Origin of the sequence: Citrobacter sp. MGH103, from assembly GCF_001034475.2 — a bacterium.
GTDB lineage: Bacteria > Pseudomonadota > Gammaproteobacteria > Enterobacterales > Enterobacteriaceae > Citrobacter > Citrobacter freundii.
The window spans coordinates 597014-621689 of the sequence record NZ_CP073043.1 but is presented as its reverse complement, the minus strand read 5'-3'; the positions used below and the strand labels follow the sequence as shown (position 1 = coordinate 621689).

At 52.3% G+C, this 24676-nt stretch carries 19 protein-coding genes; 12 read left to right on the top strand and 7 right to left on the bottom strand.

The window, feature by feature from the left end:
• The first annotated feature begins 12 nt into the window (after positions 1-12).
• Entirely contained in the window at positions 13-366 is a 354-nt protein-coding gene (locus SK33_RS03030; RefSeq protein WP_032950260.1) for a glycerol dehydratase reactivase beta/small subunit family protein, read from the top strand.
• On the top strand, positions 367-897 hold the full coding sequence (locus SK33_RS03025; RefSeq protein ID WP_003846235.1) for a cob(I)yrinic acid a,c-diamide adenosyltransferase: 531 nt from the start codon (positions 367-369) through the stop codon (positions 895-897).
• Here SK33_RS03025 and dhaR read toward each other — a convergent pair.
• The gene (gene dhaR, locus SK33_RS03020; protein ID WP_048218674.1) at positions 875-2800 is read right to left on the bottom strand and encodes a dihydroxyacetone kinase operon transcriptional regulator DhaR; all 1926 of its coding nucleotides are present in this window, start codon (positions 2798-2800) and stop codon (positions 875-877) included. The genes SK33_RS03025 and dhaR overlap by 23 nt on opposite strands.
• A gap of 91 nt (positions 2801-2891) precedes the next feature.
• On the bottom strand, positions 2892-3989 hold the full coding sequence (locus SK33_RS03015; RefSeq protein ID WP_048218676.1) for a glycerol dehydrogenase: 1098 nt from the start codon (positions 3987-3989) through the stop codon (positions 2892-2894).
• 562 nt (positions 3990-4551) lie between these two features.
• On the opposite strand from SK33_RS03015, the gene SK33_RS03010 reads away from it, so the two are divergent.
• Positions 4552-6210 (top strand): glycerone kinase, encoded by a 1659-nt coding sequence (locus tag SK33_RS03010; protein ID WP_032950267.1) that lies wholly within the window; start codon positions 4552-4554, stop codon positions 6208-6210.
• Between the two features lie 89 nt (positions 6211-6299).
• On the opposite strand, the gene cfa is transcribed toward SK33_RS03010, so the two are convergent.
• On the bottom strand, positions 6300-7454 hold the full coding sequence (gene cfa, locus SK33_RS03005; RefSeq protein WP_003846231.1) for a cyclopropane fatty acyl phospholipid synthase: 1155 nt from the start codon (positions 7452-7454) through the stop codon (positions 6300-6302).
• A gap of 67 nt (positions 7455-7521) precedes the next feature.
• On the opposite strand from cfa, the gene SK33_RS03000 reads away from it, so the two are divergent.
• Positions 7522-8370, top strand: a complete 849-nt coding sequence (locus tag SK33_RS03000; protein ID WP_032941143.1) for a helix-turn-helix domain-containing protein — start codon at positions 7522-7524, stop codon at positions 8368-8370.
• On the opposite strand, the gene SK33_RS02995 is transcribed toward SK33_RS03000, so the two are convergent.
• Entirely contained in the window at positions 8367-9149 is a 783-nt protein-coding gene (locus SK33_RS02995) for a siderophore-interacting protein (RefSeq protein WP_016151014.1), read from the bottom strand. The genes SK33_RS03000 and SK33_RS02995 overlap by 4 nt on opposite strands.
• Positions 9150-9385: 236 nt before the next feature.
• On the opposite strand from SK33_RS02995, the gene SK33_RS02990 reads away from it, so the two are divergent.
• Positions 9386-10063, top strand: coding sequence for a PadR family transcriptional regulator (locus SK33_RS02990; protein WP_161800363.1), 678 nt, complete (start codon positions 9386-9388; stop codon positions 10061-10063).
• A gap of 53 nt (positions 10064-10116) precedes the next feature.
• On the opposite strand, the gene SK33_RS02985 is transcribed toward SK33_RS02990, so the two are convergent.
• Complete coding sequence (locus SK33_RS02985) at positions 10117-11637, bottom strand: methyl-accepting chemotaxis protein (RefSeq protein WP_048218680.1); 1521 nt, start codon at positions 11635-11637, stop codon at positions 10117-10119.
• A 430-nt stretch (positions 11638-12067) separates the two neighbouring features.
• On the opposite strand from SK33_RS02985, the gene ygjG reads away from it, so the two are divergent.
• Positions 12068-13447: a putrescine aminotransferase gene (gene ygjG / locus SK33_RS02980; RefSeq protein WP_168150126.1), complete on the top strand. Its 1380-nt coding sequence runs from the start codon at positions 12068-12070 to the stop codon at positions 13445-13447.
• 73 nt (positions 13448-13520) lie between these two features.
• Here the strand turns inward: ygjG and SK33_RS02975 are convergent, their stop codons facing one another.
• Positions 13521-13853, bottom strand: coding sequence for a tRNA-binding protein (locus SK33_RS02975; protein WP_003024768.1), 333 nt, complete (start codon positions 13851-13853; stop codon positions 13521-13523).
• 209 nt (positions 13854-14062) lie between these two features.
• Here SK33_RS02975 and ebgR point away from each other — a divergent pair, with 209 nt between their 5' ends.
• From ebgR to SK33_RS02955, 4 genes are all read left to right on the top strand, one after another.
• Positions 14063-15046 (top strand): transcriptional regulator EbgR, encoded by a 984-nt coding sequence (gene ebgR / locus SK33_RS02970; RefSeq protein WP_003024771.1) that lies wholly within the window; start codon positions 14063-14065, stop codon positions 15044-15046.
• A 207-nt stretch (positions 15047-15253) separates the two neighbouring features.
• Entirely contained in the window at positions 15254-18346 is a 3093-nt protein-coding gene (gene ebgA / locus SK33_RS02965) for a beta-galactosidase subunit alpha (protein ID WP_048218681.1), read from the top strand.
• Complete coding sequence (locus SK33_RS02960; RefSeq protein ID WP_003024776.1) at positions 18343-18792, top strand: beta-galactosidase subunit beta; 450 nt, start codon at positions 18343-18345, stop codon at positions 18790-18792. Before ebgA ends, SK33_RS02960 begins: the two co-directional genes overlap by 4 nt.
• 66 nt (positions 18793-18858) lie before the next feature.
• Positions 18859-20292, top strand: a complete 1434-nt coding sequence (locus SK33_RS02955; protein WP_003846220.1) for an amino acid permease — start codon at positions 18859-18861, stop codon at positions 20290-20292.
• A 247-nt stretch (positions 20293-20539) separates the two neighbouring features.
• Here the strand turns inward: SK33_RS02955 and tnpA are convergent, their stop codons facing one another.
• Entirely contained in the window at positions 20540-20974 is a 435-nt protein-coding gene (gene tnpA / locus SK33_RS02950) for an IS200/IS605 family transposase (RefSeq protein ID WP_041162689.1), read from the bottom strand.
• Between the two features lie 155 nt (positions 20975-21129).
• On the opposite strand from tnpA, the gene ygjJ reads away from it, so the two are divergent.
• Complete coding sequence (ygjJ, locus tag SK33_RS02945; protein WP_003841480.1) at positions 21130-22191, top strand: protein YgjJ; 1062 nt, start codon at positions 21130-21132, stop codon at positions 22189-22191.
• A 15-nt stretch (positions 22192-22206) separates the two neighbouring features.
• Entirely contained in the window at positions 22207-24558 is a 2352-nt protein-coding gene (ygjK, locus tag SK33_RS02940; RefSeq protein WP_003024783.1) for an alpha-glucosidase, read from the top strand.
• The last annotated feature ends 118 nt before the right edge of the window (positions 24559-24676 follow it).

Genomic DNA, 24676 nt, shown 5'->3' with positions numbered 1-24676 from the left:
ACAGGGGGCGCAATGTCACTTTCATCACCGGGCGTACATCTGTTTTATCACTCACGCTGGCAGGATACTCGCGTGCTTGATGAGCTGTGCTGGGGACTGGAAGAGCAAGGCGTCCCTTGCCGGGCAATCTGTTGCGACGAACATGACTGCGCACTAGCATTGAGCAAACTTGCGGCCAAAAGCTCAACGCTACGTGTCGGTCTGGGTCTTAACGCCACGGGTGATATTGCTTTAACCCACGCCCAGTTGCCCGAGGATCGGGCGCTGATCCGTGGTCATATCCGCGCCGGTGCAGCCCGGCTCCGCGTCCTCGGTGCTAATGCAGGTCAACTGGTCAAAGTGCTTCCCTTCAGCGAGATAAAATAAATGTACCGCATCTACACCCGAACCGGCGATAAAGGCACGACCGCACTGTTTGGCGGCAGCCGTATCGACAAAGACGACATCCGCGTTGAGGCCTATGGTACGGTGGATGAACTGATTTCCCAACTTGGCGTCTGCTATGCCAGCACGCGTCAGGCCGGGCTACGCCAGGATCTGCACGCCATACAGAAAATGCTGTTTGTTCTGGGTGCGGAACTCGCCAGCGATGAGAAAGGACTCGCTCGCTTACAACAGCGTATTGGTGAAGAGGATACTCAGGCGCTGGAGCAACTTATTGACCGTAATATGGCGCAAAGCGGCCCGCTCAAAGAGTTTGTTATTCCGGGGAAAAATCTCGCATCGGCACAGCTACACGTTGCGCGAACCCTGACGCGCCGACTGGAGCGGATCCTCATCGCGATGAGCAGATCGCTAACGTTACGCGATGAACCCAGGCGTTATATCAACCGACTGTCAGACGCGCTGTTCTCGATGGCGAGAATTGAAGAAACTAGTCCAGATGCTTGCGCTTAAACTGGCTGGCATCAATGTCGTACTGCTTCATCTTGCGCCACAAGGTAGTGCGACCGATATTCAACAGTTGCGACATCTCCTGCACGCGCCCGCTGGTGACGCGGGCAGCATGGATAATCGCCTCTTTTTCGATAGCGGTAAACGTCAGACTAGCAGGCAGCAGTGAAGACGCCGTCTCCAGACCAGGACGTTCGGCAAACAAATAATCCGGTAGATTGCTCAGCCGAATATGGCCGTTATCACTGCTGATGGCAATGTTTTCGATAATGCTGTTCAGCTCAAAGTCATTGCCCGGCCACGAATAGGCCACCAGTTGCGCCAGCGCGTCGTCGTCGATCTTCAAACTGTATGAAAAGCGTTTTTTCAGGCTATTCAGCCGCGTATAAATCAGCGAGGGAATACTACTGCGCCGCGCCCGCAGCGGTGGGATCACTATCTCAAAAGAGTGCAGCGCATAATACAGCTGACGGCTAAAGCGGTTTTGCTCCACCAGATTGGCGAGATCAACCGTGGTGGTGGCGATCACTTTGACATCCACCGGAATCAGCCGACGGGCATCCAGGCGGGTTAATACCCCCTGTTTGATCACCTGTAACAGCGCGGATTGCAGCTCCGGTGCCAGATATTCAATTTTTTCCAGAAACAGCGTGCCGCCGTTCGCCAGTTCAAGACGGCTCAACCGGCCATTTTCATCGTCGGTGGGCGCACTGCCCATAAAATCCTGCCCCAGTACGCTGTTGGCATACAACTGACAGTTCACGGCGATATACGGCCCGCTGGCGCGCTCGCTTTCATTGTGGATGGCTTGACTCAGCAGTTCTTTGCCAACACCCTCTTCCCCGCACAGCAGGATCGGGAAACTCCCCCTCGCTGCCTGGCGTCCAAAATGGATCAAGCGGCGGGTTTCCGGATCGTCAGTCGACATCTGCTCAAAGGTGTGGCTCACCTTGCCGAGCTGGCTGGTCATCAGCTGGCGCATTTGTTCCACCGGATGCAGTAGCAGAATAAAGCTGTTGCCCTGCTCCTCAACAATCGGCTTCAGGGTAATGACGGCATCAACAAACTGATGCTGGCTTTCAAAGGTAACTTCGACGTGATTCAGACCGCGGGCATGTTTGATCGCCCGGCGCAGCAGCATGGGGAGATTGAGCAGATCGTGAATGTTTTTCCCCTGACTGGCCTGCGCATCGAGATGCAAAAGCAGCGCCGCTCGCGCATTGAGGAACTGCAATACGCCCTGTTCGTTCCAGGCCATCACACCATCATCCATACTCTCCAGCAGCCCGTACATCTGGTTCAGATGGCGGTTGGATTCAGCCAGCAGGCTGTCGGTCAGCAAAGAGTTGCCGACTTCTCTGGCAATCGCCAGCGTCAGGGATAAATCAGAAACGCACTCATGCTCCACCAGACAACACAGCGAAATGGAGCCGAACAGTCGACCATGGTTATCGAAGACCGGCGTCGAGCAGAACGACCACGGATGTAGCGCCTGTTTAAAATGCTGATCGCCAGAGGTTTTTGTCGGCTGGCCCGGCATCGTCGCCAGCGACAGGGCACAACTGCCAATGATGCTTTCTGCACAGTAGCTGCCGTCACGAAACCCAAGCTCCGCCAGCTGTTCTACCGTCTGCGGATCGCCGCAACGGCTGAGAATACAGGCTGATTCATCCAGAATCAGCAGCGCGCACGGGCGGCCGTCCATAAACTCCCAGGCATCTTCCAGCGCAGCCTGAGCAATCGTCAGCAACGCCGTCTTGCGACGACAAATCGACTCAAAGGTCAGTCCCTGCGCCTGATGCGGCGCCTGCCAGGTTTCCCGCTGCATAAACTTGCTGCAACGATGCCATGACTGGGCAATGACTGAAGAGACTTCCTTCCCGATGCTATGCGTGTGCGCCGTCATATCCCTTTCCGCTGTTTAACCATAGACAACCCCTCCGGCAGAAACTGTCAGAGGGGGAGAAGATGCCGGATAACAACCTACCGACGACTGATTAACGCGCCAACCACTGCTGTCCCAGCAGATCTGCCGTCAAGATAGCGGCATGTACTCTTTCAGGCGTTACCGGGAACGGCATATTGTGGATGGTTTCACCTTCTGCGCAGGTCGCTTTCGCCACGGCCATGATCTTGCCGTCAACGTCTTCTTTCACGCCCATTTCCGCTAACGTTACCGGCAGGCCTACTTTCTGACAGAAATTCAGCACGGTTTCGATCTCTTCCATCGGGCTGTTTTGCAGCACCAGTTGCGCCAGCGTACCAAAGGCGACTTTTTCACCGTGGTACAAATGGTGGCACTCTTCCAGAATCGTAAAGCCGTTGTGGATCGCATGCGCCCCTGCAAGACCGCTGCTTTCAAAGCCGATGCCGCTGAGGTAAGTGTTAGCTTCGACAATACGCTCCAGCGCATCGGTCACCACGCCAGCCTGCGCAGCAAAGCGTGCCTTCTCGCCTTCCGCCAGCAGGGTATCATAGCACAAGCGCGCCAGGCTCAGCGCCGCCACGGTGGACTGTCCGCCCGCCATGCTGGTCGCTCTGGCGTCATAACAGGCTTTCGCTTCAAACCAGGTCGAGAGCGCATCGCCCATCCCGGCCACCAGCAGACGTACCGGCGCTTTGGCAATGATCGCAGTGTCCATCACCACCATATCCGGGTTTTTCGGGTAGATCAGATACTCTTCAAACTCACCGGCTTCGGTATAGATAACGGACAGCGCGCTGGTTGGCGCATCGGTAGACGCGATAGTCGGGATCACCACCACCGGCAGCTTCTGGTAGTAACCAATCGCTTTGGCGGTATCCAGCGTTTTCCCGCCGCCAATCCCAACCACGCCGCGACAACCGTGCTGTTTCAGAATGGCAATCAGTCGATTAATTTCAACATGGCTACATTCACCGTTAAAGCGTTCCGCATGGCAGCTAATGTCGTGGCTGTGCAGGCCGTTGAGTACTTTCTCTCCCGCCAGCTTCATCACGAAGTCATCCGCAATCACAAAAAAGCTGTCCGCCAGATTTTTAGCGTATTGACCAAACAAGGTGGAAGCGTCAGGACCCTGGAGATATTTGGCTGGAGATTGAATAACTTTTAGCATTCCTTTCATCCTCAAATAAGTACATGTTTTTACATGGTGAGCCCTGGCGTTAACCTGTTTGGCCTGATGCAGACGGCGAAAACGGGAGGTACCGGAGCGATGCAATAACTGTATGGCGAGGCGTGCACAAAAAAATCTTTCGTCTTTTTGTTCTGATATGAAACAGATAAAAACGGAGTACGTTCCATATTGGAACGTTTATCCACAAAAATGATAAGGTTTGCGATCCCGATCCGCTCATTTGCCACCAAATCTCCGGCACAGACGAATCTCACTTTCTTTTTTACCTACTCACTTGCCAAAAAACCGGCAAAAAAAAAGCTGACAGTGCCGTATCAGCTGCATTCATCGCGAGAGAAAAAAGTCGAGCGATCTCGCATTGTGATCGTTCTTCGTTCTTTTCTGTTTCATTACGGAACAAAAAATAATGACAACGTTCCGTAATGAAACTCATTTTAACGTTGTTTTTTTCCGCGCTGACTTCGCCAGAATCTCTCTATCGCCTCCGTACCATGACCATGCTTCCGGGGGTTTGTCTTACACTCAACCTCAAGGAGCCGTTATGTCTCAATTCTTTTTTAATCAACGCACCCATCTCGTGAGCGACGTCATCGACGGTACGATTATCGCCAGCCCGTGGAATAACCTGGCGCGTCTGGAAAGCGATCCGGCCATTCGCATCGTGGTCCGTCGTGACCTCAACAAAAATAACGTGGCGGTAATTTCCGGCGGTGGTTCAGGGCACGAACCCGCGCACGTTGGGTTTATCGGTAAAGGTATGCTAACCGCTGCGGTTTGCGGCGACGTTTTCGCTTCCCCGAGCGTGGATGCGGTACTGACCGCCATCCAGGCGGTAACCGGTGAGGCGGGCTGTTTATTGATCGTGAAAAATTACACCGGTGACCGTCTTAATTTCGGTCTCGCCGCCGAGAAAGCCCGTCGCCTTGGTTACAACGTTGAAATGCTGATTGTTGGCGACGACATCTCCCTGCCTGATAACAAACACCCACGCGGCATTGCGGGAACCATCCTGGTGCATAAAATCGCAGGCTATTTTGCCGAACGAGGCTACAACCTCGCCACCGTCCTGCGTGAAGCGCAGTACGCGGCCAATAACACCTTCAGCCTGGGCGTTGCGCTTTCCAGCTGTCATCTGCCGCAAGAAGCCGACGCCGCCCCGCGTCATCATCCGGGCCACGCGGAACTGGGCATGGGCATTCACGGCGAACCAGGCGCATCGGTTATCGACACCCAGAACAGTGCGCAGGTGGTGAACCTGATGGTGGATAAACTGATGGCAGCCCTGCCTGAAACCGGCCGTCTGGCGGTGATGATTAACAATCTTGGCGGCGTTTCCGTTGCCGAAATGGCCATCATTACCCGCGAACTGGCCAGCAGCCCGCTGCACCCGCGTATCGACTGGCTGATTGGCCCGGCCTCACTGGTCACCGCGCTGGATATGAAAGGCTTTTCACTGACGGCCATCGTGCTGGAAGAGAGCATCGAAAAAGCGTTACTCACCGAGGTGGAAACCAGCAACTGGCCGACGCCGGTCCCGCCGCGTGAAATCAGTTGTGTACCATCATCTCAGCGTAGCGCACGCGTGGAATTCCAGCCTTCGGCGAACGCCCTGGTGGCCGGGATTGTGGAACTAGTCACCACAACCCTTTCCGATCTGGAGACTCATCTTAATGCGCTGGACGCCAAAGTCGGCGATGGCGATACCGGTTCGACCTTTGCCGCTGGCGCGCGTGAAATTGCCAGTCTGTTGCATCGCCAGCAGTTACCGCTGGATAACCTTGCCACGCTGTTCGCGCTGATTGGCGAACGTCTGACCGTAGTGATGGGTGGTTCCAGCGGTGTGCTGATGTCTATTTTCTTTACCGCTGCGGGGCAGAAACTGGAACAGGGAGCTAGCGTTGCCGAATCCCTGAATACGGGACTGGCGCAGATGAAGTTCTACGGCGGCGCAGACGAAGGCGATCGCACCATGATTGATGCGCTGCAACCGGCCCTGACTTCGCTGCTCACGCAGCCGCAAAATCTGCAGGCCGCATTCGACGCCGCGCAAGCGGGAGCCGAACGAACCTGTTTGTCGAGCAAAGCCAATGCCGGTCGCGCATCGTATCTCAGCAGCGAAAGCCTGCTCGGAAATATGGACCCCGGCGCGCACGCCGTAGCGATGGTGTTTAAAGCGCTGGCAGAGAGTGAGCTGGGATAAGCCATAAGTGCCTGATGCGCTGCGCTTATCAGGCCTACGAGTGCAAAGCTTTGTAGGCCGGATAAGGCAACGCCGACATCCGGCGGACGTTAACGATAAACGCGGATCCCGCCCTCTACGCCGCGGCTAAACAGCACCTGCCAAAGCTCAATATCTCTGGCGCGGAAAGCCCCTGCGCACGCGCATAAATAGTAATTAAACATTCTTCTGAAGGTGGCGGAATAACGTGATGACAGCTCCGGCCATGCCTGATTAAAGCGCTCATGCCAGGCCATCAGCGTTTTATCGTAATCGCTGCCGAAGTTATGCCAGTCTTCCATCACAAACCGTGATTCGCTGGCCTCGGCAATATGGGAAATCGCCGGTAAGCAGCCATTTGGGAAAATGTATTTATTGATCCACGGATCGACGCTCATCCCTTTTTTATTGCTACCAATGGTATGCAGCAGGAACAGTCCGTCTGGTTTTAAACAACGGTCGGCGATACTGAAATAGGTGTCGTAGTTTTTCGGCCCGACATGTTCAAACATCCCCACGGAGACAATGCGATCGTAGTGTTTATTAAGATCGCGATAATCCTGCAGCAGAATGTTAACGTCCAACCCTTCACAGCGCTGCTGCGCCATTTTCTGCTGCTCTTTGGAAATGGTAACGCCTTCTACTGCTACGCCATAATGACGCGCCGCATATTCCGCCAGCCCGCCCCAGCCACAACCGATATCGAGTAAACGCATACCCGGTTTAAGCTGCAGCTTCTCGCAGATCATTTTTAATTTGGCATTTTGCGCATCGTTTAATGTGGTTGCATCTTTCCAGTAACCGCAGGAATATTGCATATGCGGATCAAGCATCAGCGCAAAGAGATCGTTACCAATATCATAATGCTCTTTACCGACGATCCATGCACGGCTACGTGACTGCAAATTAAACAGGCGCGCGCTGGCAATGCGTAAAATATCTTTCAGATTACCTGGCATCTGCTGGTCGAGTTTTGCTTTCAGGATTTTGCAGAACAGAATATCGAGCCGTTCGCAGTCCCACCAGCCTTCCATATAGCTTTCGCCAAGCCCTAATGAGCCTTGCTGCAATACTCGTTTAAAGAAACCGGTATGATGAAGTTGAATGTCCCAGGCGCGTGAGCCATTAATTCTGATATCCGCTTGTGAAAGCAGCTCTTTTCCCATTCGGGTCCAGTTATCATTTGTTTCATTGACGATGACAGCATCTGAACAAAGCGAGTTCATGGTATTTACCAAAAGTGGGCTAAAAATTATTACGCAAGATTATTATGGAAAAAAGAGTGTATGTATTATGATCCGCGGACAAGATCTATCGAGCAGCGGACACATCATCGGGAGTATTGACGATTCATTTATGGAAACTCTGGCGCAAAAACAGTGGAACTCCTTCCCGGATAACTCCATGACCGAACTGCCGCAGGACGTATTCTTTCGCTCTTATGTCCTGGAAGCCAACCACCATGTACCGCAGCATTCACACTCTTTTATGCAATTTCATTTCGCCCGCAAAGGCAGCATGCGCATTGATGTTGCTGGTAAGTGCTGGATAATCCCGGCGCATTATGGCATCTGGATCCCAAATAATACTGAGCATGCAGTTTGGGCATTGGATGATGTGTATTTAGAAAATCTGGATATTAAACCGGGCTTTCTTGAAGAGAACATCAATGAATGCAAAGTTGTGGCTATCAGTGATTTCGCCAGAGAGTTTATTCATTACGCCACGAATTCAATTTCAGGTCATTATGATAGCCAGTCAAAAGAGGGCAAACTGGTTAGCGTACTGGTCGATATTATTCTGCAACTCCCGGAAGTCGCCTTTGTATTACCCTGGCCGCAGGATCGCGAATTAACCAAAGTATGCCGAACCATACAAGAATCCCCCGCCCTGGAGCATTCAGTTGAATACTGGGCGCATCATCTGGGTATGTCTGCCCGTACCTTTTCACGCCATTTCAAAAAAGAAACCGGATTGCCTTTCAGCGTCTGGAAGCAAAAAATGCGTATTCTGGAATCCGTATTAATGCTGAAAAAAAATAAAAGCGTGACCGCCGTGGCGCTCGACGTAGGATATTCAAGCACCGCGGCATTTAGCTATGCCTTCCGCCAGGCGTTTGGCGTTCCGCCATCTAATTATTAATCTGCCGCTTTACGCTGATGCCAGTAGGCTGCCGCACGCACCCGTTGAGGGTCAAACGCCTCGGTTTCAAAGCGAGCACTCAGGTTTTTTACCACCTTGCCTTCGCCAGTGATCCAGACGTAATAATCATCTGCGGGCACGGTTAGTCGCGATAAGCGTTCATTCACCGCCTGCGCGTCATGGCCGATAAACCACTCAATAGTAAACCCGTCGAGATGGGCAAGATAATCCTGGTACGCCGCATCCTGCACGCTGACCAGCGCCGTGACGTTTGGACGTACCGCTAAACGGCTGAGCGACTCCAGGCGTCGGCGTAGCGCGGGCATTCCCGACTCATCGCACACATAAACCTGATACGCATAATCCTCTGGCACCACCAAAGAACCGCGCGGCCCGCCGATTGTCAGCTTGTCGCCCTCGCGGGCATTCATCGCCCATGTACTCGCCACGCCGCCATCATGAATATAGAAATCCAGCGCCAGCTCATGGCGCGCTTCGTCATATAACGGCGTGTAGTCACGGGAAAGCGGACGCACACCGTCAGCCCAGACAATGCCTTCATCGGTGACGACAGGCGGCACAAAGTGGCTGCCCGGTTCAGGGAAAAAGACCTTGGTATGGTCGTCAAAGCCGTGTGAGCTAAAACCGTCCAGAGCGTCACCGCCCAGTACAATGCGCTGAAAGCCCGCGCTAATACGCTCTACGCGCAGGACGGTAAGTTCCCGAAAACGCAGTTCATTGCGAACGCGCTGCGGGTAGCGTGAGGTGTTTTTTGTCATGTTTTCGCCTTCGTGAAAATAATAAGATATATCTAAATTCATTTTTAAATGATAATGATTGCTAATCAAGAAGATTGCAAGCACTTTTTTGATATAGTCACCGTCTGATTAAACAGCTATCAAAAAACAATAAAAATATTTAATAATCATAATCTTAAATAGCATTTAATTTGTAGACTTGCAAAACACCAGTTTTTAGATATAAATTAGATATATCTAAACAACATCAGGAGACGATGATGCAAAACCATCATGAAGGTTGCTGCAAAAATACAGAGCACCAACACGAAGGCTGCTGCAAGGGTGAAGGACATCACCACGAAGGCCGCCACAACGAGCACCATGCAGGCTGCTGCAAAGGTGAAGAAGATCGCCATGAAGGCTGTAACAAAGATCACCACCACGAACACGGCTGCGGGCACCGCCATGGTCGCGGCGGCGGTGGTCGTCGCCAACGCTTCTTCGGTCACGGAGAATTACGCCTGGTCATTCTGGATATCTTGACCCGCGACGCCAGCCACGGCTATGAGCTGATAAAAGCGATTGAAACCCTGACTCAGGGTAACTATACCCCGAGCCCGGGCGTTATCTATCCGACGCTGGATTTCTTGCAGGATCAGGCACTGATCACCATCAGCGACGAGGAAGGTGGGCGTAAACAGATTGCGATCACGACTCAGGGCCAGCAATGGCTGGATGAAAACCGTGAACATCTGGGCCATATCCACGAACGGATCAAAGCCCGCTGCGTGGGTTTTGAATTACGCAAAAATCCACAGATGAAACGCGCGCTGGAAAACTTCAAAGCCGTGCTGGATCTACGCGTTAATCATGGTGATACCAGCGATGCGCAGATCAAAAAAATCATCGGTATTATCGATCGCGCTGCGCTGGATATTACTCAGCTGGATTAATCTGCACAGCAGGCGGAACCCGTTTGCCCGACGTTCCGCCTGTATTATTAGTATTAATGCAGCACCGTGACCGCATCTTCCAGACGACCCGCGCGATGTTTCACCATTGCGGAAATCTGCGCACTCTCTTCAACCAGTTCGGCGTTTTTCTGCGTAATGTTGCTCAGCTCATTCACCGCGCGGGTCAGGCTGGAAAGACCATCCGACTGTTCCAGCGTTGAGTGGCTGATTTGGGCGATCAGTTGAGTGACGTTTTGCACCTGCGCCACAATATCGTCCATCGTGCGTCCTGCGGCGTGAACCTGGTCGGATCCGGACTGCACTTTGTCGGCGCTGGCATCAATCAGCTTGCGGATATCATTGGCTGCACTGGCGCTGCGGCTGGCAAGATGACGCACTTCTCCCGCCACCACGGCGAACCCTTTCCCCTGCTCGCCCGCCCGCGCGGCTTCAACAGCAGCGTTCAAAGCCAGAATGTTGGTCTGGAAGGCAATATCGTTAATCAACGTGGTAATGGTGCCGATCCGCTGGGTGCTGTTGGCGATATCGTCCATGGTTTTGATGACGGTATCCATCGCCTCACCGCCGTGCGTTGCCGCGCTGCTGGCGGCAATAGAGAGCTTATCAGCCGCCGCGGCGGTCTCTGAGTTTTGTTTTACCGATGCCGCCATCTGATTCATGGTGGTCACCGTTTCCTGCACGTTCTCGACGGTCTGCTGCGTATGCTTATTTAAATCATCGCTACCTTTTGCCAGCGTTTCGCTGTCGCTGCGCACGCAACTCACCTGGCTGGAGACGTCATGAATAAGCCAGCGACACATTAATCCCAGTTGGCCCACTGCTCGCAGCATCAGTCCCAGTTCATCGCTGCGGTTAAGATGCGACACGCTGTTCCGCTCACCGGTCGCCACTTTCAGCGCCTGACGGGTGACATTCTCAATAGGACGCACAATCTGCCATTCGAAAATAGCCGTTCCTAAAAGCATCACCAATGCACTCATCAACAGTAACGGCCATTCAGCCCCCATTTGCTGCAATGCGACCGCTAGCAGGACAAACATGAATGCCATCACGCTGCGTACCCGCCAGCGAATCGGCATCGCCGGCAGTTTACCCAGCCAGCCTTTGCGTACCACCAACCCCTTATGGATACGCCGGTTGCAACGTCCTTCGTTCAGCGCTTTATATAAAGGCTCTACCGCTGCAATTTCCTCGTCAGTTGCCCGGGTACGAATCGACATATACCCGGTCACGTGTCCTTCCCGCACCATCGGCACCGCATTGGCCCTCACCCAGTAGTGATCGCCATTCTTACGCCGGTTTTTCACAATCCCGCTCCATGGCTCGCCCTGCTTCAGGGTGTACCACATATCCGCAAACGCCGCTTTTGGCATGTCCGGATGACGAACCAGATTGTGCGGCTTTTCGAGCAACTCATTCAGTTGATAGCCGCTGACCTGAACGAAGGTGTCGTTCGCATGGGTGATATAGCTTTGCAAATTGGTGGTCGACATGAGGGTGATATCATCATCCAGCGGTGTATTTTGCTGACTAACGTAGGGATGAGAAGACATGATTGCGTCCTGTGCAGGTTATCTGGTTGTTAACTCTTTCGGCTTATGTTATTTCGGCGATAATTTTTTTATCTTTAGTTGTTAAATTTGATTTAGATCGCAATTTGCGATTAAACCTCAAAAACTGTACGCATTCTAATCCATTGATTTAAAATACTTTCATCCAGTAACTATTCAATATTACTTCTACCAGCGCACTGTCACAGTGCAAATATTGCCCATTTTTAGAGCAAATTTGCGTTTATTCGATCTGTTTTCAGGCTCCTGACTTGGGCAAAATGCCAGCAAATGTTAAATAATGGCATTAAATGTTGCGTAAATAAGATGTTTCCTGGTGTTTATCCCGATTTTTGCTAAGCGCGCCGGAATGGCGCAATCCCTGCAATACTTAAATCAGTATCATGTGATACGCGAGCTCCGGGAGCATATTTTGAACAGGTTACCTTCCAGCGCATCGGCCCTGGCCTGCAGCGCACACGCACTGAATCTCATCGAAAAGCGCACGCTTGATCATGAGGAAATGAAATCGTTAAACCGAGAGGTGATTGAGTACTTCAAGGAGCATGTCAATCCGGGGTTCTTAGAGTATCGAAAATCTGTAACTGCAGGCGGGGATTACGGAGCCGTAGAGTGGCAAGCGGGAAGCCTGAATACGCTTGTCGACACCCAAGGGCAGGAGTTCGTCGATTGCCTGGGTGGTTTTGGAATTTTCAACGTGGGGCACCGTAATCCAGTCGTGGTTTCCGCCGTACAGAATCAACTCGCGAAACAACCTCTGCACAGCCAGGAGTTACTTGACCCCCTGCGGGCCATGCTGGCAAAAACTCTCGCCGCACTGGCGCCCGGTAAACTGAAATACAGTTTCTTCTGTAACAGCGGGACCGAGTCGGTTGAAGCCGCCCTGAAGCTGGCGAAAGCGTATCAATCACCGCGCGGTAAATTTACATTTATTGCCACCAGCGGCGCATTCCACGGTAAATCACTTGGCGCGCTGTCCGCCACAGCTAAATCTACCTTCCGCAAACCCTTTATGCCGCTGCTGCCGGGCTTCCGTCATGTGCCGTTTGGCGATGTTAACGCGATGCGCACCATGCTCAGCGAGTGTAAAAAGACCGGTGACGATGTCGCAGCCGTGATCCTCGAACCCATCCAGGGTGAAGGGGGGGTGATCCTGCCGCCACAAGGCTATTTAACCGCTGTTCGTAAACTTTGCGATGAGTTCGGCGCACTGATGATCCTTGACGAAGTGCAGACCGGGATGGGGCGTACCGGCAAGATGTTCGCCTGTGAGCACGAAAATGTGCAACCCGACATTATGTGTCTGGCCAAAGCGTTAGGCGGCGGCGTGATGCCCATTGGCGCAACCATTGCCACCGAAGAGGTGTTCTCCGTCCTGTTCGACAATCCTTTCCTGCATACCACCACGTTTGGCGGCAACCCGCTCGCTTGTGCGGCTGCGCTGGCCACCATTAACGTCCTGCTGGAGCAAAATTTACCGGCTCAGGCGGAGCAGAAAGGCGACATGTTGCTGGATGGTTTCCGTCAGCTTGCGCGGGAATACCCGGACCTGGTACATGATGTACGCGGCAAAGGCATGCTGATGGCGATTGAGTTTGTCGATAATGAAATCGGCTATAACTTTGCCAGTGAGATGTTCCGCCAGCGGGTGCTGGTCGCTGGGACGCTGAACAATGCCAAGACGATCCGCATCGAACCGCCGCTAACGTTAACGATCGAGCAATGCGATCTGGTGTTGCGATCAACACGCAAAGCCCTGGCAGCATTACGGGTGAGCGTGGAGCAGATGTAACAGATGTCTGTCCGGCCTGCGTGAGCAAACGTAGGCCGGATAAGGCGTAGCCGCCATCCGGCATCAGCACAATTTAAACAATCCGTACGCCTGCAGGCATCACCCGTTCTGGCGTTAACAGCACGCTTTCGCTGCCATCGTCCGTCTCAGCGCACAGCAGCATACACTCTGATGTTTCACCGCGCATTTTGGCCTTTTGCAGATTACACAGCACCACCACCGTTTTCCCCATCAGCTCCTCTTCGCTGTAATAAGGCACCAGGCTGGTCACGGTTTGCAGCGTACGCTCTCCCACATCAACCTGTACGATATACAGCTTATCGGCATTGTCATGGCGCTTAACCTGTGCGATTTTTCCAACACGTATTTCCATGCGGGCAAAATCAGCAAATGCGACAGTATCCATTGTTTTCTCCTTTGGTAAAATTTTACTAAATACTAGCAAACTATTTTCCGGGCATTGTTCTCAAAAGCGGGGAAATGACGTATCCATCACACTCTGCAAGCCCAGTTTTACCCCGAGCATGTCAATTAAACGTGCTTTTTTTACTGAAAACAGATGAATAGATAAGCACTTCATTTACAATGCGCAGGTAACTCAGGGAAAAGGCAAACATGGCAACACTTAAAGACATCGCAATCGAAGCTGGCGTGTCCCTGGCGACAGTGTCCCGGGTTTTAAACGATGACCCCACGCTGAATGTAAAAGAAGAGACCAAGCATCGCATTCTGGAGATCGCGGAAAAGCTGGAGTACAAAACCAGCAGCGCCCGTAAGAACCAGACCAGCGCACTCGGCCCCCAGCATATTCTGGCGCTCTACAGCTATCAGCAGGATTTGGAAATCAACGATCCTTACTATCTCGCGATCCGCCATGGGATTGAAACCCAGTGCGAGAAGCTGGGGATTGAACTGACCAACTGCTATGAGCACAGTGGGTTGCCGGAGAGCAAAAACATTACCGGCATTCTTATTGTCGGCAAGCCTTCTCCTGCGCTGCGCGAGGCGGCAACAGCGCTTACCGACAACATCTGCTTTATCGATTTTCATGAACCCGGCAGCGAATATGACGCTGTCGATATCGATCTGGCCCGCATCAGTAAAGAGAGCATCGACTACTTCATCGCCCAGGGCGTGACCCGCATTGGCTTCATCGGCGGCGAAGATCAGCCTGGCAAGGCTGATATCCGCGAAGCCGCGTTTGTCGAATACGGTCGCCTGCAGCAGGTCGTTTCAGAACAAGATATTTATCGCGGTGGCTTCTCCAGTTCATCAGGCTATGAACTGGCCAAAAAAATGCTGGCGAAAGCCGACTATCCCAGCGCCCTGTTTGTAGCTTCTGACTCGATTGCTATTGGCGTTCTGCGCGCCATTCACGAGCGTGGACTGAACATTCCGCAGGATATTTCGCTGATTAGCGTTAATGATATCCCGACGGCGCGCTTCACCTTTCCTCCGCTTTCCACCGTACGCATCCATTCAGAAATGATGGGCAGTCAGGGCGTCAACCTGCTGTTTGAGAAAGCCCGCGACGGACGTGCACTTCCCCTGCTGGTTTTTGTTCCCAGCAAGCTGAAACTGCGCGGCACCACCCGCTAAAATCCCCCGTTAATCCGTCCGGTTTCTGCTGAAGCCGGGCGCGCATTGTCATGCATTTTTTTCTGCGCCCGAATTATTTTCGTGATCCAGTTAAAGTAAATCACCTCACTCGCTATATTTTAGTAAAACTTTTACTAAAATCACCATCAATTACACTTACTCACCATTAAAATGAATGGTTCCGATTTTTCTCCACCGGGAGGCCTTATGAATCGCTGGGAAAACATTCAGCTCACCCACGAAAATCGACTGGCGCCACGCGCATATTTTTTCTCTTACGACTCCGTTGCGCAGGCTCGCTCGTTTGCCCGCGAAACCAGCAGCCTCTTTCAGTTGCTGAGCGGTCAGTGGAATTTCCAGTTCTTTGAGCATCCGCTGCAGGTGCCGGAAGCCTTTACGTCGCAGTTTATGAGCGACTGGGGCAACATCACCGTCCCCGGTATGTGGCAGATGGAAGGGCACGGCAAGCTGCAGTATACCGACGAAGGTTTTCCTTTCCCGATTGATGTCCCCTACGTGCCGACCAATAACCCCACCGGAGCCTACCAGCGTATTTTCTCTCTCAGCGAAGGCTGGCAGGGCAAACAGACGCTGATTAAATTTGATGGCGTAGAAACCTACTTCGAAGTTTACGTGAATGGTCAGTATGTTGGCTTCAGCAAAGGCAGTCGCCTGACGGCCGAGTTTGATATCAGCGCAGTGGTGAAAACCGGTGACAACCTGCTGTGCGTTCGCGTCATGCAATGGGCTGATTCCACCTACGTTGAAGACCAGGATATGTGGTGGTCGGCGGGAATTTTCCGCGACGTCTATCTGGTCGGAAAACAGGCGACCCATATCCAGGATTTTACCGTTCGTACCGATTTCGATGATGACTATCGCGATGCCACCCTCTCCTGCGACATCGTGCTGGAAAACATCGCCTCCACGCCAACGATGGCATCGCTCGAATACACTTTGTTTGACGGTGAGCAGACACTGCATAGCGGCGTGATTAACGCTCTGACGGTGGATAAACTCACCCGCACCGCGTTCAATTTCAAGGTCAGCGCACCACAGCAGTGGTCGGCGGAATCGCCGTATCTCTATCATCTGGTGATGACCCTGAGAGATGCCAGCGGCAACATCCTTGAGGTTGTGCCGCAGCGCGTCGGATTCCGCGATATCAACGTTCGCAACGGTCTGTTTTACATCAATAACCGCTATGTCATGCTGCATGGCGTCAACCGTCATGATAACGATCATCTCAAGGGTCGCGCGGTCGGTATGGATCGCGTGGAAAAAGATCTGCTGTTAATGAAGCAGCACAACATCAACTCCGTACGCACCGCCCATTACCCGAACGATCCACGTTTCTATGAATTGTGCGATATCTACGGTTTGTTCGTCATGGCCGAAACCGACGTTGAATCTCACGGCTTCGCTAATATCGGCGATATCAGCCGGATCACCGACGATCCGCTGTGGGAAAATGTCTACGTTGAGCGCATCGTACGCCACGTCCACGCGCAGAAAAACCACCCGTCGATCGTCATCTGGTCGCTCGGCAATGAATCCGGCTACGGCTGTAATATTCGCGCCATGTACCACGCGGCAAAAGCGCTGGATGACACGCGTCTGATCCACTACGAAGAAGATCGTGACGCCGAAGTGGTGGATATCATTTCCACCATGTACACCCGCGTACCGTTGATGAATGAGTTTGGTGAATACCCACATCCTAAACCGCGCATCATCTGCGAATATGCTCACGCAATGGGCAACGGCCCCGGCGGGCTAACGGAATATCAGAACGTCTTCTATCAGCATGATTGCATTCAGGGACACTATGTCTGGGAGTGGTGCGATCACGGGATTCAGGCCAAAGATGACGACGGTAACGTCTGGTACAACTATGGCGGTGACTACGGCGACTACCCGAACAACTACAACTTCTGCCTTGATGGCCTGATTTATTCCGATCAAACCCCAGGCCCGGGTCTGCAAGAGTACAAGCAGGTAATTGCACCAGTGAAAGTGCGCGCGCAGGATCTGGCTCGCGGCGAGCTGCGGGTAGAAAACAAACTGTGGTTTACCACGCTTGACGACTACACCTTGCATATTGAGGTTCGCGCCGAAGGAGATACGCTCTCTGCTCAGCAGATAAAACTGCGCGACGTTCCTCCCAACAGCGATACGCTGCTGCAATACACGCTGCCGGAGCTGGATGCGCGCGAGACGTTCCTCAACGTCACCGTGACGAAAGATTCCCGCACGTTATACAGCGAAGCCGGGCATCACATCGCGACTTATCAGTTCCCGCTGAAAGCCAGAACGGCGACTGCCGTACCGTTCAGTCTGCAAAACGCCACCCCTTTGACGCTGGAAGAGAACCGCCAGAGCTGCACCGTTCGCGGTTATAACTTCCATCTGACGTTCTCAAAGCTGACCGGTAAACCCATTAGCTGGAACGTCAATGGTGAAGAGCTGATTACCCGCGAGCCGAAGATTAATTTCTTCAAACCAACCATAGATAACCACAAGCAAGAGTTCGAAGGCCTCTGGCAGCCAAATCATATACAGATAATGCAGGAGCATCTGCGCGACTTTACCTTTGAGCAAACCGAAGATGCGCTGCTCATCACCAGCCAAACGATTATCGCCCCGCCGGTATTTGATTTCGGTATGCGCTGCACCTATCGCTGGCGGATTGCCGCAGACGGTCAGTTGAATGTGGAGCTTTCCGGCCAGCCTTACGGCGAGTACCGGGACATTATTCCATGTATCGGCTTCACGATGGGCATCAGCGGTGATTTGGGACAGGTGGCCTGGTACGGACGTGGTCCTGGTGAAAACTATGCCGATAGTCAGCAGGCCAACATCATCGACATTTGGCGCAGCAGCGTGGATGAGATGTTCGAGAATTATCCGTTCCCGCAAAACAACGGCAATCGTCAGGACGTGCGTTGGGCAACGCTAACCAGTCGTCACGGTAACGGTTTGCTAGTGATTCCGCAGCGCCCTGTCAACCTGAGCGCCTGGCGCTATACGCCAGAAAATATCTTTGCCGCACAGCACTGTAATGAGCTGCAGCACAGCGATGACATCACCCTTAATCTGGACCATCAGCTACTGGGCTTAGGTTCTAACTCGTGGGGAAGCGAGGTACTTGATTCCTGGCGCGTCTGGTTTACGTCATTCAGCTACGGCTTCACGTTGTTGCCGGTTTCCGGCAGTGAGTCTGGCGCTCAAACCACCGCCAACCGTGCTTTTGGCACCGGGTTCTTTTCCACGAATATGCACAGCGAGAATACAAAATGAGGATCATCGACAACTTAGAGCAGTTCCAGCAACGCTATGCTTCGGGTCGGAAATGGCAACGCTGCGTCGAGGCCATTGAAAATATTGACAATATTCAGCCAGGCGTCGCTCACTCTATCGGTGATTCTCTGAGCTACCGTGTAGAGACAGACTCTGCAACCGATGCGCTGTTTACCGGTCATCGTCGTTATTTTGAGATCCATTACTACCTGCAAGGACAGCAAAAAATAGAGTATGCCGCCAAAGAGGATCTCCAGGTGGTTGAATATTATCGCGATGAAACCGACCGCGAATATTTGAAAGGCTGCGGAAAAACCGTAGAAGTGCACGAAGGACAAATGGTTATTTGTGACAACCATGAAGCCTATCGTTTTATCTGTAATAGCGTAGTGAAGAAAGTCGTACTCAAAGTCACCATCGAAGATGGTTATTTTCATAATAAATAAAAAACACAGGCGGCGCCGACGTTGCGCCGCCAGTACCCTATAATAATCAGGAATCGGAGATGTGCTATGTCTGATACCAAACGTAATACCATCGGCAAGTTCGGCTTACTTTCACTCACCTTTGCCGCGGTTTATAGTTTTAATAACGTTATCAACAATAATATTGAGCTTGGTCTGGCATCCGCACCGATGTTTTTCCTCGCGACAATTTTCTACTTTATTCCATTCTGCTTAATCATCGCCGAATTTGTTTCGCTGAATAAAAACTCCGAAGCCGGTGTCTACGCATGGGTGAAAAGCTCGCTGGGCGGGCGCTGGGCCTTTATTACCGCCTACACCTACTGGTTCGTTAACCTGTTCTTTTTTACCTCGTTACTCCCGCGCGTTATCGCCTATGCCTCGTACGCATTTTTAGGCTACGAATACATTCTGACGCCGTTCGCCACAACCGTGTTAAGTATGGTGCTGTTTGCCTTCTCGACCTGGGTTTCGACCAACGGCGCAAAAATGCTGGGGCCGATTACCTCCGTCACCTCCACGTTAATGCTGCTGCTGACGCTGTCTTACATTTTACTGGCGGGTACTGCGTTGGTGGGCGGCGTGCAGCCTGCTGACCCCATCACCGTTGATGCAATGATCCCGAATTTTAACTGGGCGTTCCTCGGTATTACCACCTGGATATTCATGGCGGCAGGCGGCGCGGAGTCCGTGGCGGTATATGTCAACGACGTCAAGGGCGGGTCAAAATCGTTCGTGAAGGTCATTATCATTGCCGGGATTTTTATCGGCGTGCTTTATTCCATCTCCTCGGTGCTGATCAACGTCTTCGTCAGCAGCAAAGAGCTGAAGTTTACCGGTGGATCGGTGCAGGTATTCCACGGTCTGGCGGCATACTTTGGTCTGCCGGAACTCATCGTTAACCGCTTTGTCGGCCTGGTCTCCTTTACCGCGATGTTCGGCTCTCTGCTGATGTGGACCGCAACGCCGGTGAAGATCTTCTTCTCTGAAATTCCGGCGGGTATTTTCGGTAAAAAAACCGTCGAACTGAATGAAAACGGCGTACCGGCCCGCGCAGCGTGGATCCAGTTTCTGATCGTTATCCCGCTGATGATTATCCCAACGCTCGGTTCCAATACCGTGCAAGACTTAATGAACACCATCATCAACATGACCGCCGCCGCATCGATGCTGCCGCCGCTGTTTATTATGCTGGCCTACCTGAATCTGCGCGCAAAACTGGACCACTTACCGCGCGACTTCCGTATGGGTTCGCAAAAAACCGGCATTATTGTGGTATCAATGCTGATCGTCCTGTTCACTATCGGATTTATTGCCTCTACCTTCCCGAGCGGCGGAAATATCATAACCATTATTTTCTATAACGTCGGTGGGATTGTTATTTTCCTCGGTTTTGCCTGGTGGAAATATAGCAAATACATCAAAGGACTAACTAAAGAAGAAAAAGCTATTGAGGCTGCTCCCGCTTCAAATATCAATTAATGACTAAAACATAATAACAATAAACAATATTCTCCAAGGCTATAACCAAAATAATTCGAGTTGCATGAAGGCGGCAAGTGAGTGAATTCCCAGGAGCATAGATAACTATGTGACTGGGGTGAACGAACGTAGCTAACGCACATGCAGCTTGAAGTATGAAGGGTATATAACAGTAAAAGACCACCTTCTTAGAAGGTGGCTTTTGAAAATGCCCCCTGTAAGGGGGGCTACTTTCACCTTTCGCTTACTACTCTAGCAATTCCATCTGTTGTTCATGTGTTTGTTCCGTTTTCTCCTGATGCCGCACATATCTTCTGATAATTTCCTCGTTCACTCCTACCGTATCTACAAAGTAACCACGCGACCAAAAATGGTTTCCCCAGAGCTTCTTCCTGATGTGTGGAAAACGATTGTAGAGCCTGATGGCACTGCGACCTTTCAAATGGCCCATTAGCGTTGATATTGAGATTTTAGGTGGGACGATGACGACTAGATGTACATGATCTGGCTGGACATTTAACTCCAGAACTTCACAATCCTTGATTCCGCAGAGAATGTAGATTGTCCTGTAAAGCTCCTTGCCCAGCTTGTCTTTGAGGATCCTGAATCGATATTTTGGTGTCCAGACTATGTGGTATTTGCAACGCCAATATACATGTGATGAACTCCTGTAAAGCCCCATGTTGGTTTGTCTCCTTTTACTTGTGGTGAGTAAGCAGAGATATTCCGGCATGGGCATTCTTCAGGCTATAGCCTTACAGGATCAATCACCACCTCCCTAGGAGGTGGTTTAGGGGTGACAATAAAAATTATATTTTATTTGCTTAGGATCGAAGCATGAATAACATTAGCCATTATTGCAGGGCAATTATTGCCCTGCCCTTTTTCTGCGTCTCTTCTCTGGGTGCAGAAGAAGTTCGCCCTGCTGAACACGACGATACGAAAACACCTGCCATAACCTCCCCCTCTTTTCGTTTTTATGGCGAATTGGGCATGGGTGGATATATGGATTTAGAAGGAAAAGATAAGCATAAATACAGCGACGGTACTTACATTGAAGGTGGCCTGGAGATAAAACACGGTTCATGGTTTGGTCTGATCTACGGCGAGGGCTGGACCGTGCAGGCCGACCATCAAGGCAATGCCTGGGTTCCTGACCATAGCTGGGGCGGATTCGAAGGCGGGATCAACCGCTTTTACGGTGGTTACCGTACCGATGCTGGAACAGAGGTGATGCTCAGCCTGCGCCAGGACTCCTCGCTGGATGACCTGCAATGGTGGGGGGATTTCACGCCAGACCTGGGCTACGTTATTCCGAATACCCGAGACATCATGACCGCCATTAAGGTGCAAAACCTGACCGGCCCTTTGCGCTATAGCGTGACCGCTACACCCGCCGGACATCACGATGAAAGCAAAGCATGGTTGCACTTTGGTAAATACGATCGCTACGACGATAAATATACCTATCCGGCCATGATGAACGGTTACATCCAGTACGACCTGACTGAAGGCGTAACCTGGATGAACGGTCTGGAGATAACGGACGGTACTGGACAGCTGTTCCTGACCGGCATCCTCTCGCCCAACTTCGCCGCCCGCGCGTGGCACCACACAGGTCGCGCCGACGGGCTGGATGTGTCCGGCACCGAGACCGGCTATATGGTCAGCGCGATGTATGAAGCGCTAAAAGGCGTTTACCTCTCCACCGCATATAGCTACGCCAAACACCGACCGGATCGCGCCGAGGAAGAAACCACGTCCTTTATGCAGTTCGGTATCTGGTATGAATACGGCGGCGGACGTTTCGCTACCGCCTTCGACAGCCGGTTCTATATGCAGAATGCATCTGGTGACCCGAGCGACCAAATCTTCCTGATGCAATATTTCTATTGGTAACAAGGACCGGAACTCATGAATATCAAACCCCTTCTTACGCCGCTGGCCTGCCTCCTGCTGATGAACGTCTCTGCGCATGCCGCCAGCGTTAATGACTTCAAAAACATCATTAATCGCACCGGTGCGCCGGACTACATGCATGACTACGATCACGACGACCACCAGCGTTTTAATCCCTTTTTCGACCTCGGCTCATGGCACGGGCATCTGTTGCCAGATGGCCCCGCAACAATGGGCGGCTTTCCTGGCGTCGCACTGCTGACCGAAGAATACATAAACTTTATGGCCAATAATTTTGACCGACTGACGGTGTATCAGCACGGTAAAAAGGTCGATTTTGCCCTCGAGGCTTACAGCATTCCCGGGGCGCTGGTACAGAAATTGTCATCAAAAGATGTACAGGTAGAGATGACGCTACGCTTCGCCAGTCCGCGCACTTCGCTGCTGGAAACCAAAATCACCAGCAACTCGCCGCTGGATCTGGTGTGGGACGGCGAACTGCTGGAAAAACTGGAGGCAAAAGAGGGAAAAGCCCTGTCGGATAAAACCATTGATGGCGAATTCCCTGGCTATCAGCGCAAAATCACCGCCACGCACGACGGCCTGAAAGTCACCTTCGGCAAGGTGCGTTCAACCTGGGATCTGCTCACCTCCGGCGAGTCGGAGTATCAGGTGCATAAATCTGTCGCCATGAAAACCACGGTTAATGGTCATCGCTTCACGGGGAAGACCCATATCAACGGTTCGACGACGATTTACACCACCTGGTCTCATCTGCTTACCGCCGAAGATGTGGCAAAAGAGCAACCGCAGATCCGCGATATTCTGGCGCGTCCTTCTTCTTACATGCTCGCCTCTCAGCAGCGCTGGGACGACTATCTCAAGAAAGGCTTAAACAACCCGGACGCCACGCCAGAACAAACCCGAGTGGCGGTGAAGGCGATCGAAACGCTGAACGGTAACTGGCGCTCGCCAGGCGGTGCGGTAAAACACAATACCGTGACACCGTCGGTTACCGGCCGTTGGTTCTCCGGCAACCAGACCTGGCCGTGGGATACCTGGAAGCAGGCCTTCGCCATGGCGCACTTTAACCCGGAGATCGCCAAAGAGAACATTCGCGCCGTCTTTTCATGGCAGATTAAACCCGGCGATCCCGTTCGCCCGCAGGACGCCGGATTCATTCCCGACCTGATTGCCTGGAACCTTAGCCCCGAGCGCGGCGGCGACGGCGGCAACTGGAACGAGCGTAACACCAAGCCAAGCCTGGCTGCCTGGTCGGTAATGGAAGTCTACAACGTCACCAAGGATAAGGCCTGGCTCGAAGAGATGTATCCAAAGCTGGTTGCATATCACGACTGGTGGCTGCGAAACCGCGATCATAACGGCAACGGCGTACCGGAATACGGCGCGACCCGCGATAAAGCCCACAATACCGACAGCGGTGAAATGCTGTTTACGGTGAAAAATGGCGACAAGGAAGAAACCCTTTCCGGACTGAAAAACTACGCCAACATCACCAGTAAAGGCCAGTATGACAGCCTCGAGATCCCAGCACAGGTTGCTGCTTCCTGGGAATCCGGGCGTGACGATGCGGCAGTCTTTGGTTTTATCGACAAAGAGCAACTGGATAAATACGTCGCTAACGGTGGGAAACGCAGCGACTGGGTGGTGAAATTTGCCGAAAACCGCAGTAACGACGGTAAGTTGCTGGGTTACTCGCTGCTGCAGGAATCGGTCGATCAGGCCAGCTATATGTACAGCGACAACCATTATCTGGCGGAGATGGCGACCCTGCTCGGTAAACACAAAGAAGCGCAGCGCTACCGCCAGTTGGCGCAAAAACTGGCGGATTACATCAATACCTGCATGTTCGACCCAGACACCCGATTCTTCTATGACGTGAGGATCGAAGATACCCCGTTGACCAACGGCTGTGCGGGTAAACCAATCGTCGAACGTGGCAAAGGGCCGGAAGGCTGGTCGCCGCTGTTTAACGGGGCGGCAACGCAGCCCCATGCGGATGCGGTGGTTAAGGTGATGCTCGATCCCAACGAGTTCAACACATTTGTCCCACTTGGTACTGCAGCGCTGACCAACCCCGCCTTCGGCGCGGACATCTACTGGCGCGGGCGCGTCTGGGTGGATCAGTTCTGGTTTGGGCTAAAAGGGATGGAGCGTTATGGCTATCGCGATGAAGCGTTAAAACTGGCGGATACCTTCTTCAGCCACGCCAAAGGCCTTACAGCAGATGGTCCGATTCAGGAAAACTATAACCCATTGACCGGTGCACAGCAGGGCGCGCCAAACTTCTCCTGGAGCGCGGCACATCTCTATATGCTGTACAACGATTTTCTTAAAAAACAGTAATCTGTGACATACCGCCGGATGGCGCTTCGTTTATCCGGTCTACAAAGACACATTTTCACAGGCCGGATTAGGTGCTTGCACCGATATCCGGCATATTCATTCTCTGGCCCCACTCCTT

Coding starts and splice junctions, on each gene's coding strand:
- SK33_RS03000 (WP_032941143.1), top strand. CDS start 7,522: ATGATCCGCGGACAAGATCTATCGAGCAGCGGACACATCATCGGGAGT.
- SK33_RS02975 (WP_003024768.1), bottom strand. CDS start 13,853: ATGGATACTGTCGCATTTGCTGATTTTGCCCGCATGGAAATACGTGTT.
- dhaR (WP_048218674.1), bottom strand. CDS start 2,800: ATGACGGCGCACACGCATAGCATCGGGAAGGAAGTCTCTTCAGTCATT.
- cfa (WP_003846231.1), bottom strand. CDS start 7,454: ATGAACTCGCTTTGTTCAGATGCTGTCATCGTCAATGAAACAAATGAT.
- SK33_RS02960 (WP_003024776.1), top strand. CDS start 18,343: ATGAGGATCATCGACAACTTAGAGCAGTTCCAGCAACGCTATGCTTCG.
- SK33_RS02985 (WP_048218680.1), bottom strand. CDS start 11,637: ATGTCTTCTCATCCCTACGTTAGTCAGCAAAATACACCGCTGGATGAT.
- SK33_RS03015 (WP_048218676.1), bottom strand. CDS start 3,989: ATGCTAAAAGTTATTCAATCTCCAGCCAAATATCTCCAGGGTCCTGAC.
- SK33_RS03010 (WP_032950267.1), top strand. CDS start 4,552: ATGTCTCAATTCTTTTTTAATCAACGCACCCATCTCGTGAGCGACGTC.
- ebgR (WP_003024771.1), top strand. CDS start 14,063: ATGGCAACACTTAAAGACATCGCAATCGAAGCTGGCGTGTCCCTGGCG.
- ygjK (WP_003024783.1), top strand. CDS start 22,207: ATGAATATCAAACCCCTTCTTACGCCGCTGGCCTGCCTCCTGCTGATG.
- ebgA (WP_048218681.1), top strand. CDS start 15,254: ATGAATCGCTGGGAAAACATTCAGCTCACCCACGAAAATCGACTGGCG.
- SK33_RS03030 (WP_032950260.1), top strand. CDS start 13: ATGTCACTTTCATCACCGGGCGTACATCTGTTTTATCACTCACGCTGG.
- SK33_RS02995 (WP_016151014.1), bottom strand. CDS start 9,149: ATGACAAAAAACACCTCACGCTACCCGCAGCGCGTTCGCAATGAACTG.
- tnpA (WP_041162689.1), bottom strand. CDS start 20,974: ATGGGGCTTTACAGGAGTTCATCACATGTATATTGGCGTTGCAAATAC.
- SK33_RS02955 (WP_003846220.1), top strand. CDS start 18,859: ATGTCTGATACCAAACGTAATACCATCGGCAAGTTCGGCTTACTTTCA.
- SK33_RS03025 (WP_003846235.1), top strand. CDS start 367: ATGTACCGCATCTACACCCGAACCGGCGATAAAGGCACGACCGCACTG.
- SK33_RS02990 (WP_161800363.1), top strand. CDS start 9,386: ATGATGCAAAACCATCATGAAGGTTGCTGCAAAAATACAGAGCACCAA.
- ygjJ (WP_003841480.1), top strand. CDS start 21,130: ATGAATAACATTAGCCATTATTGCAGGGCAATTATTGCCCTGCCCTTT.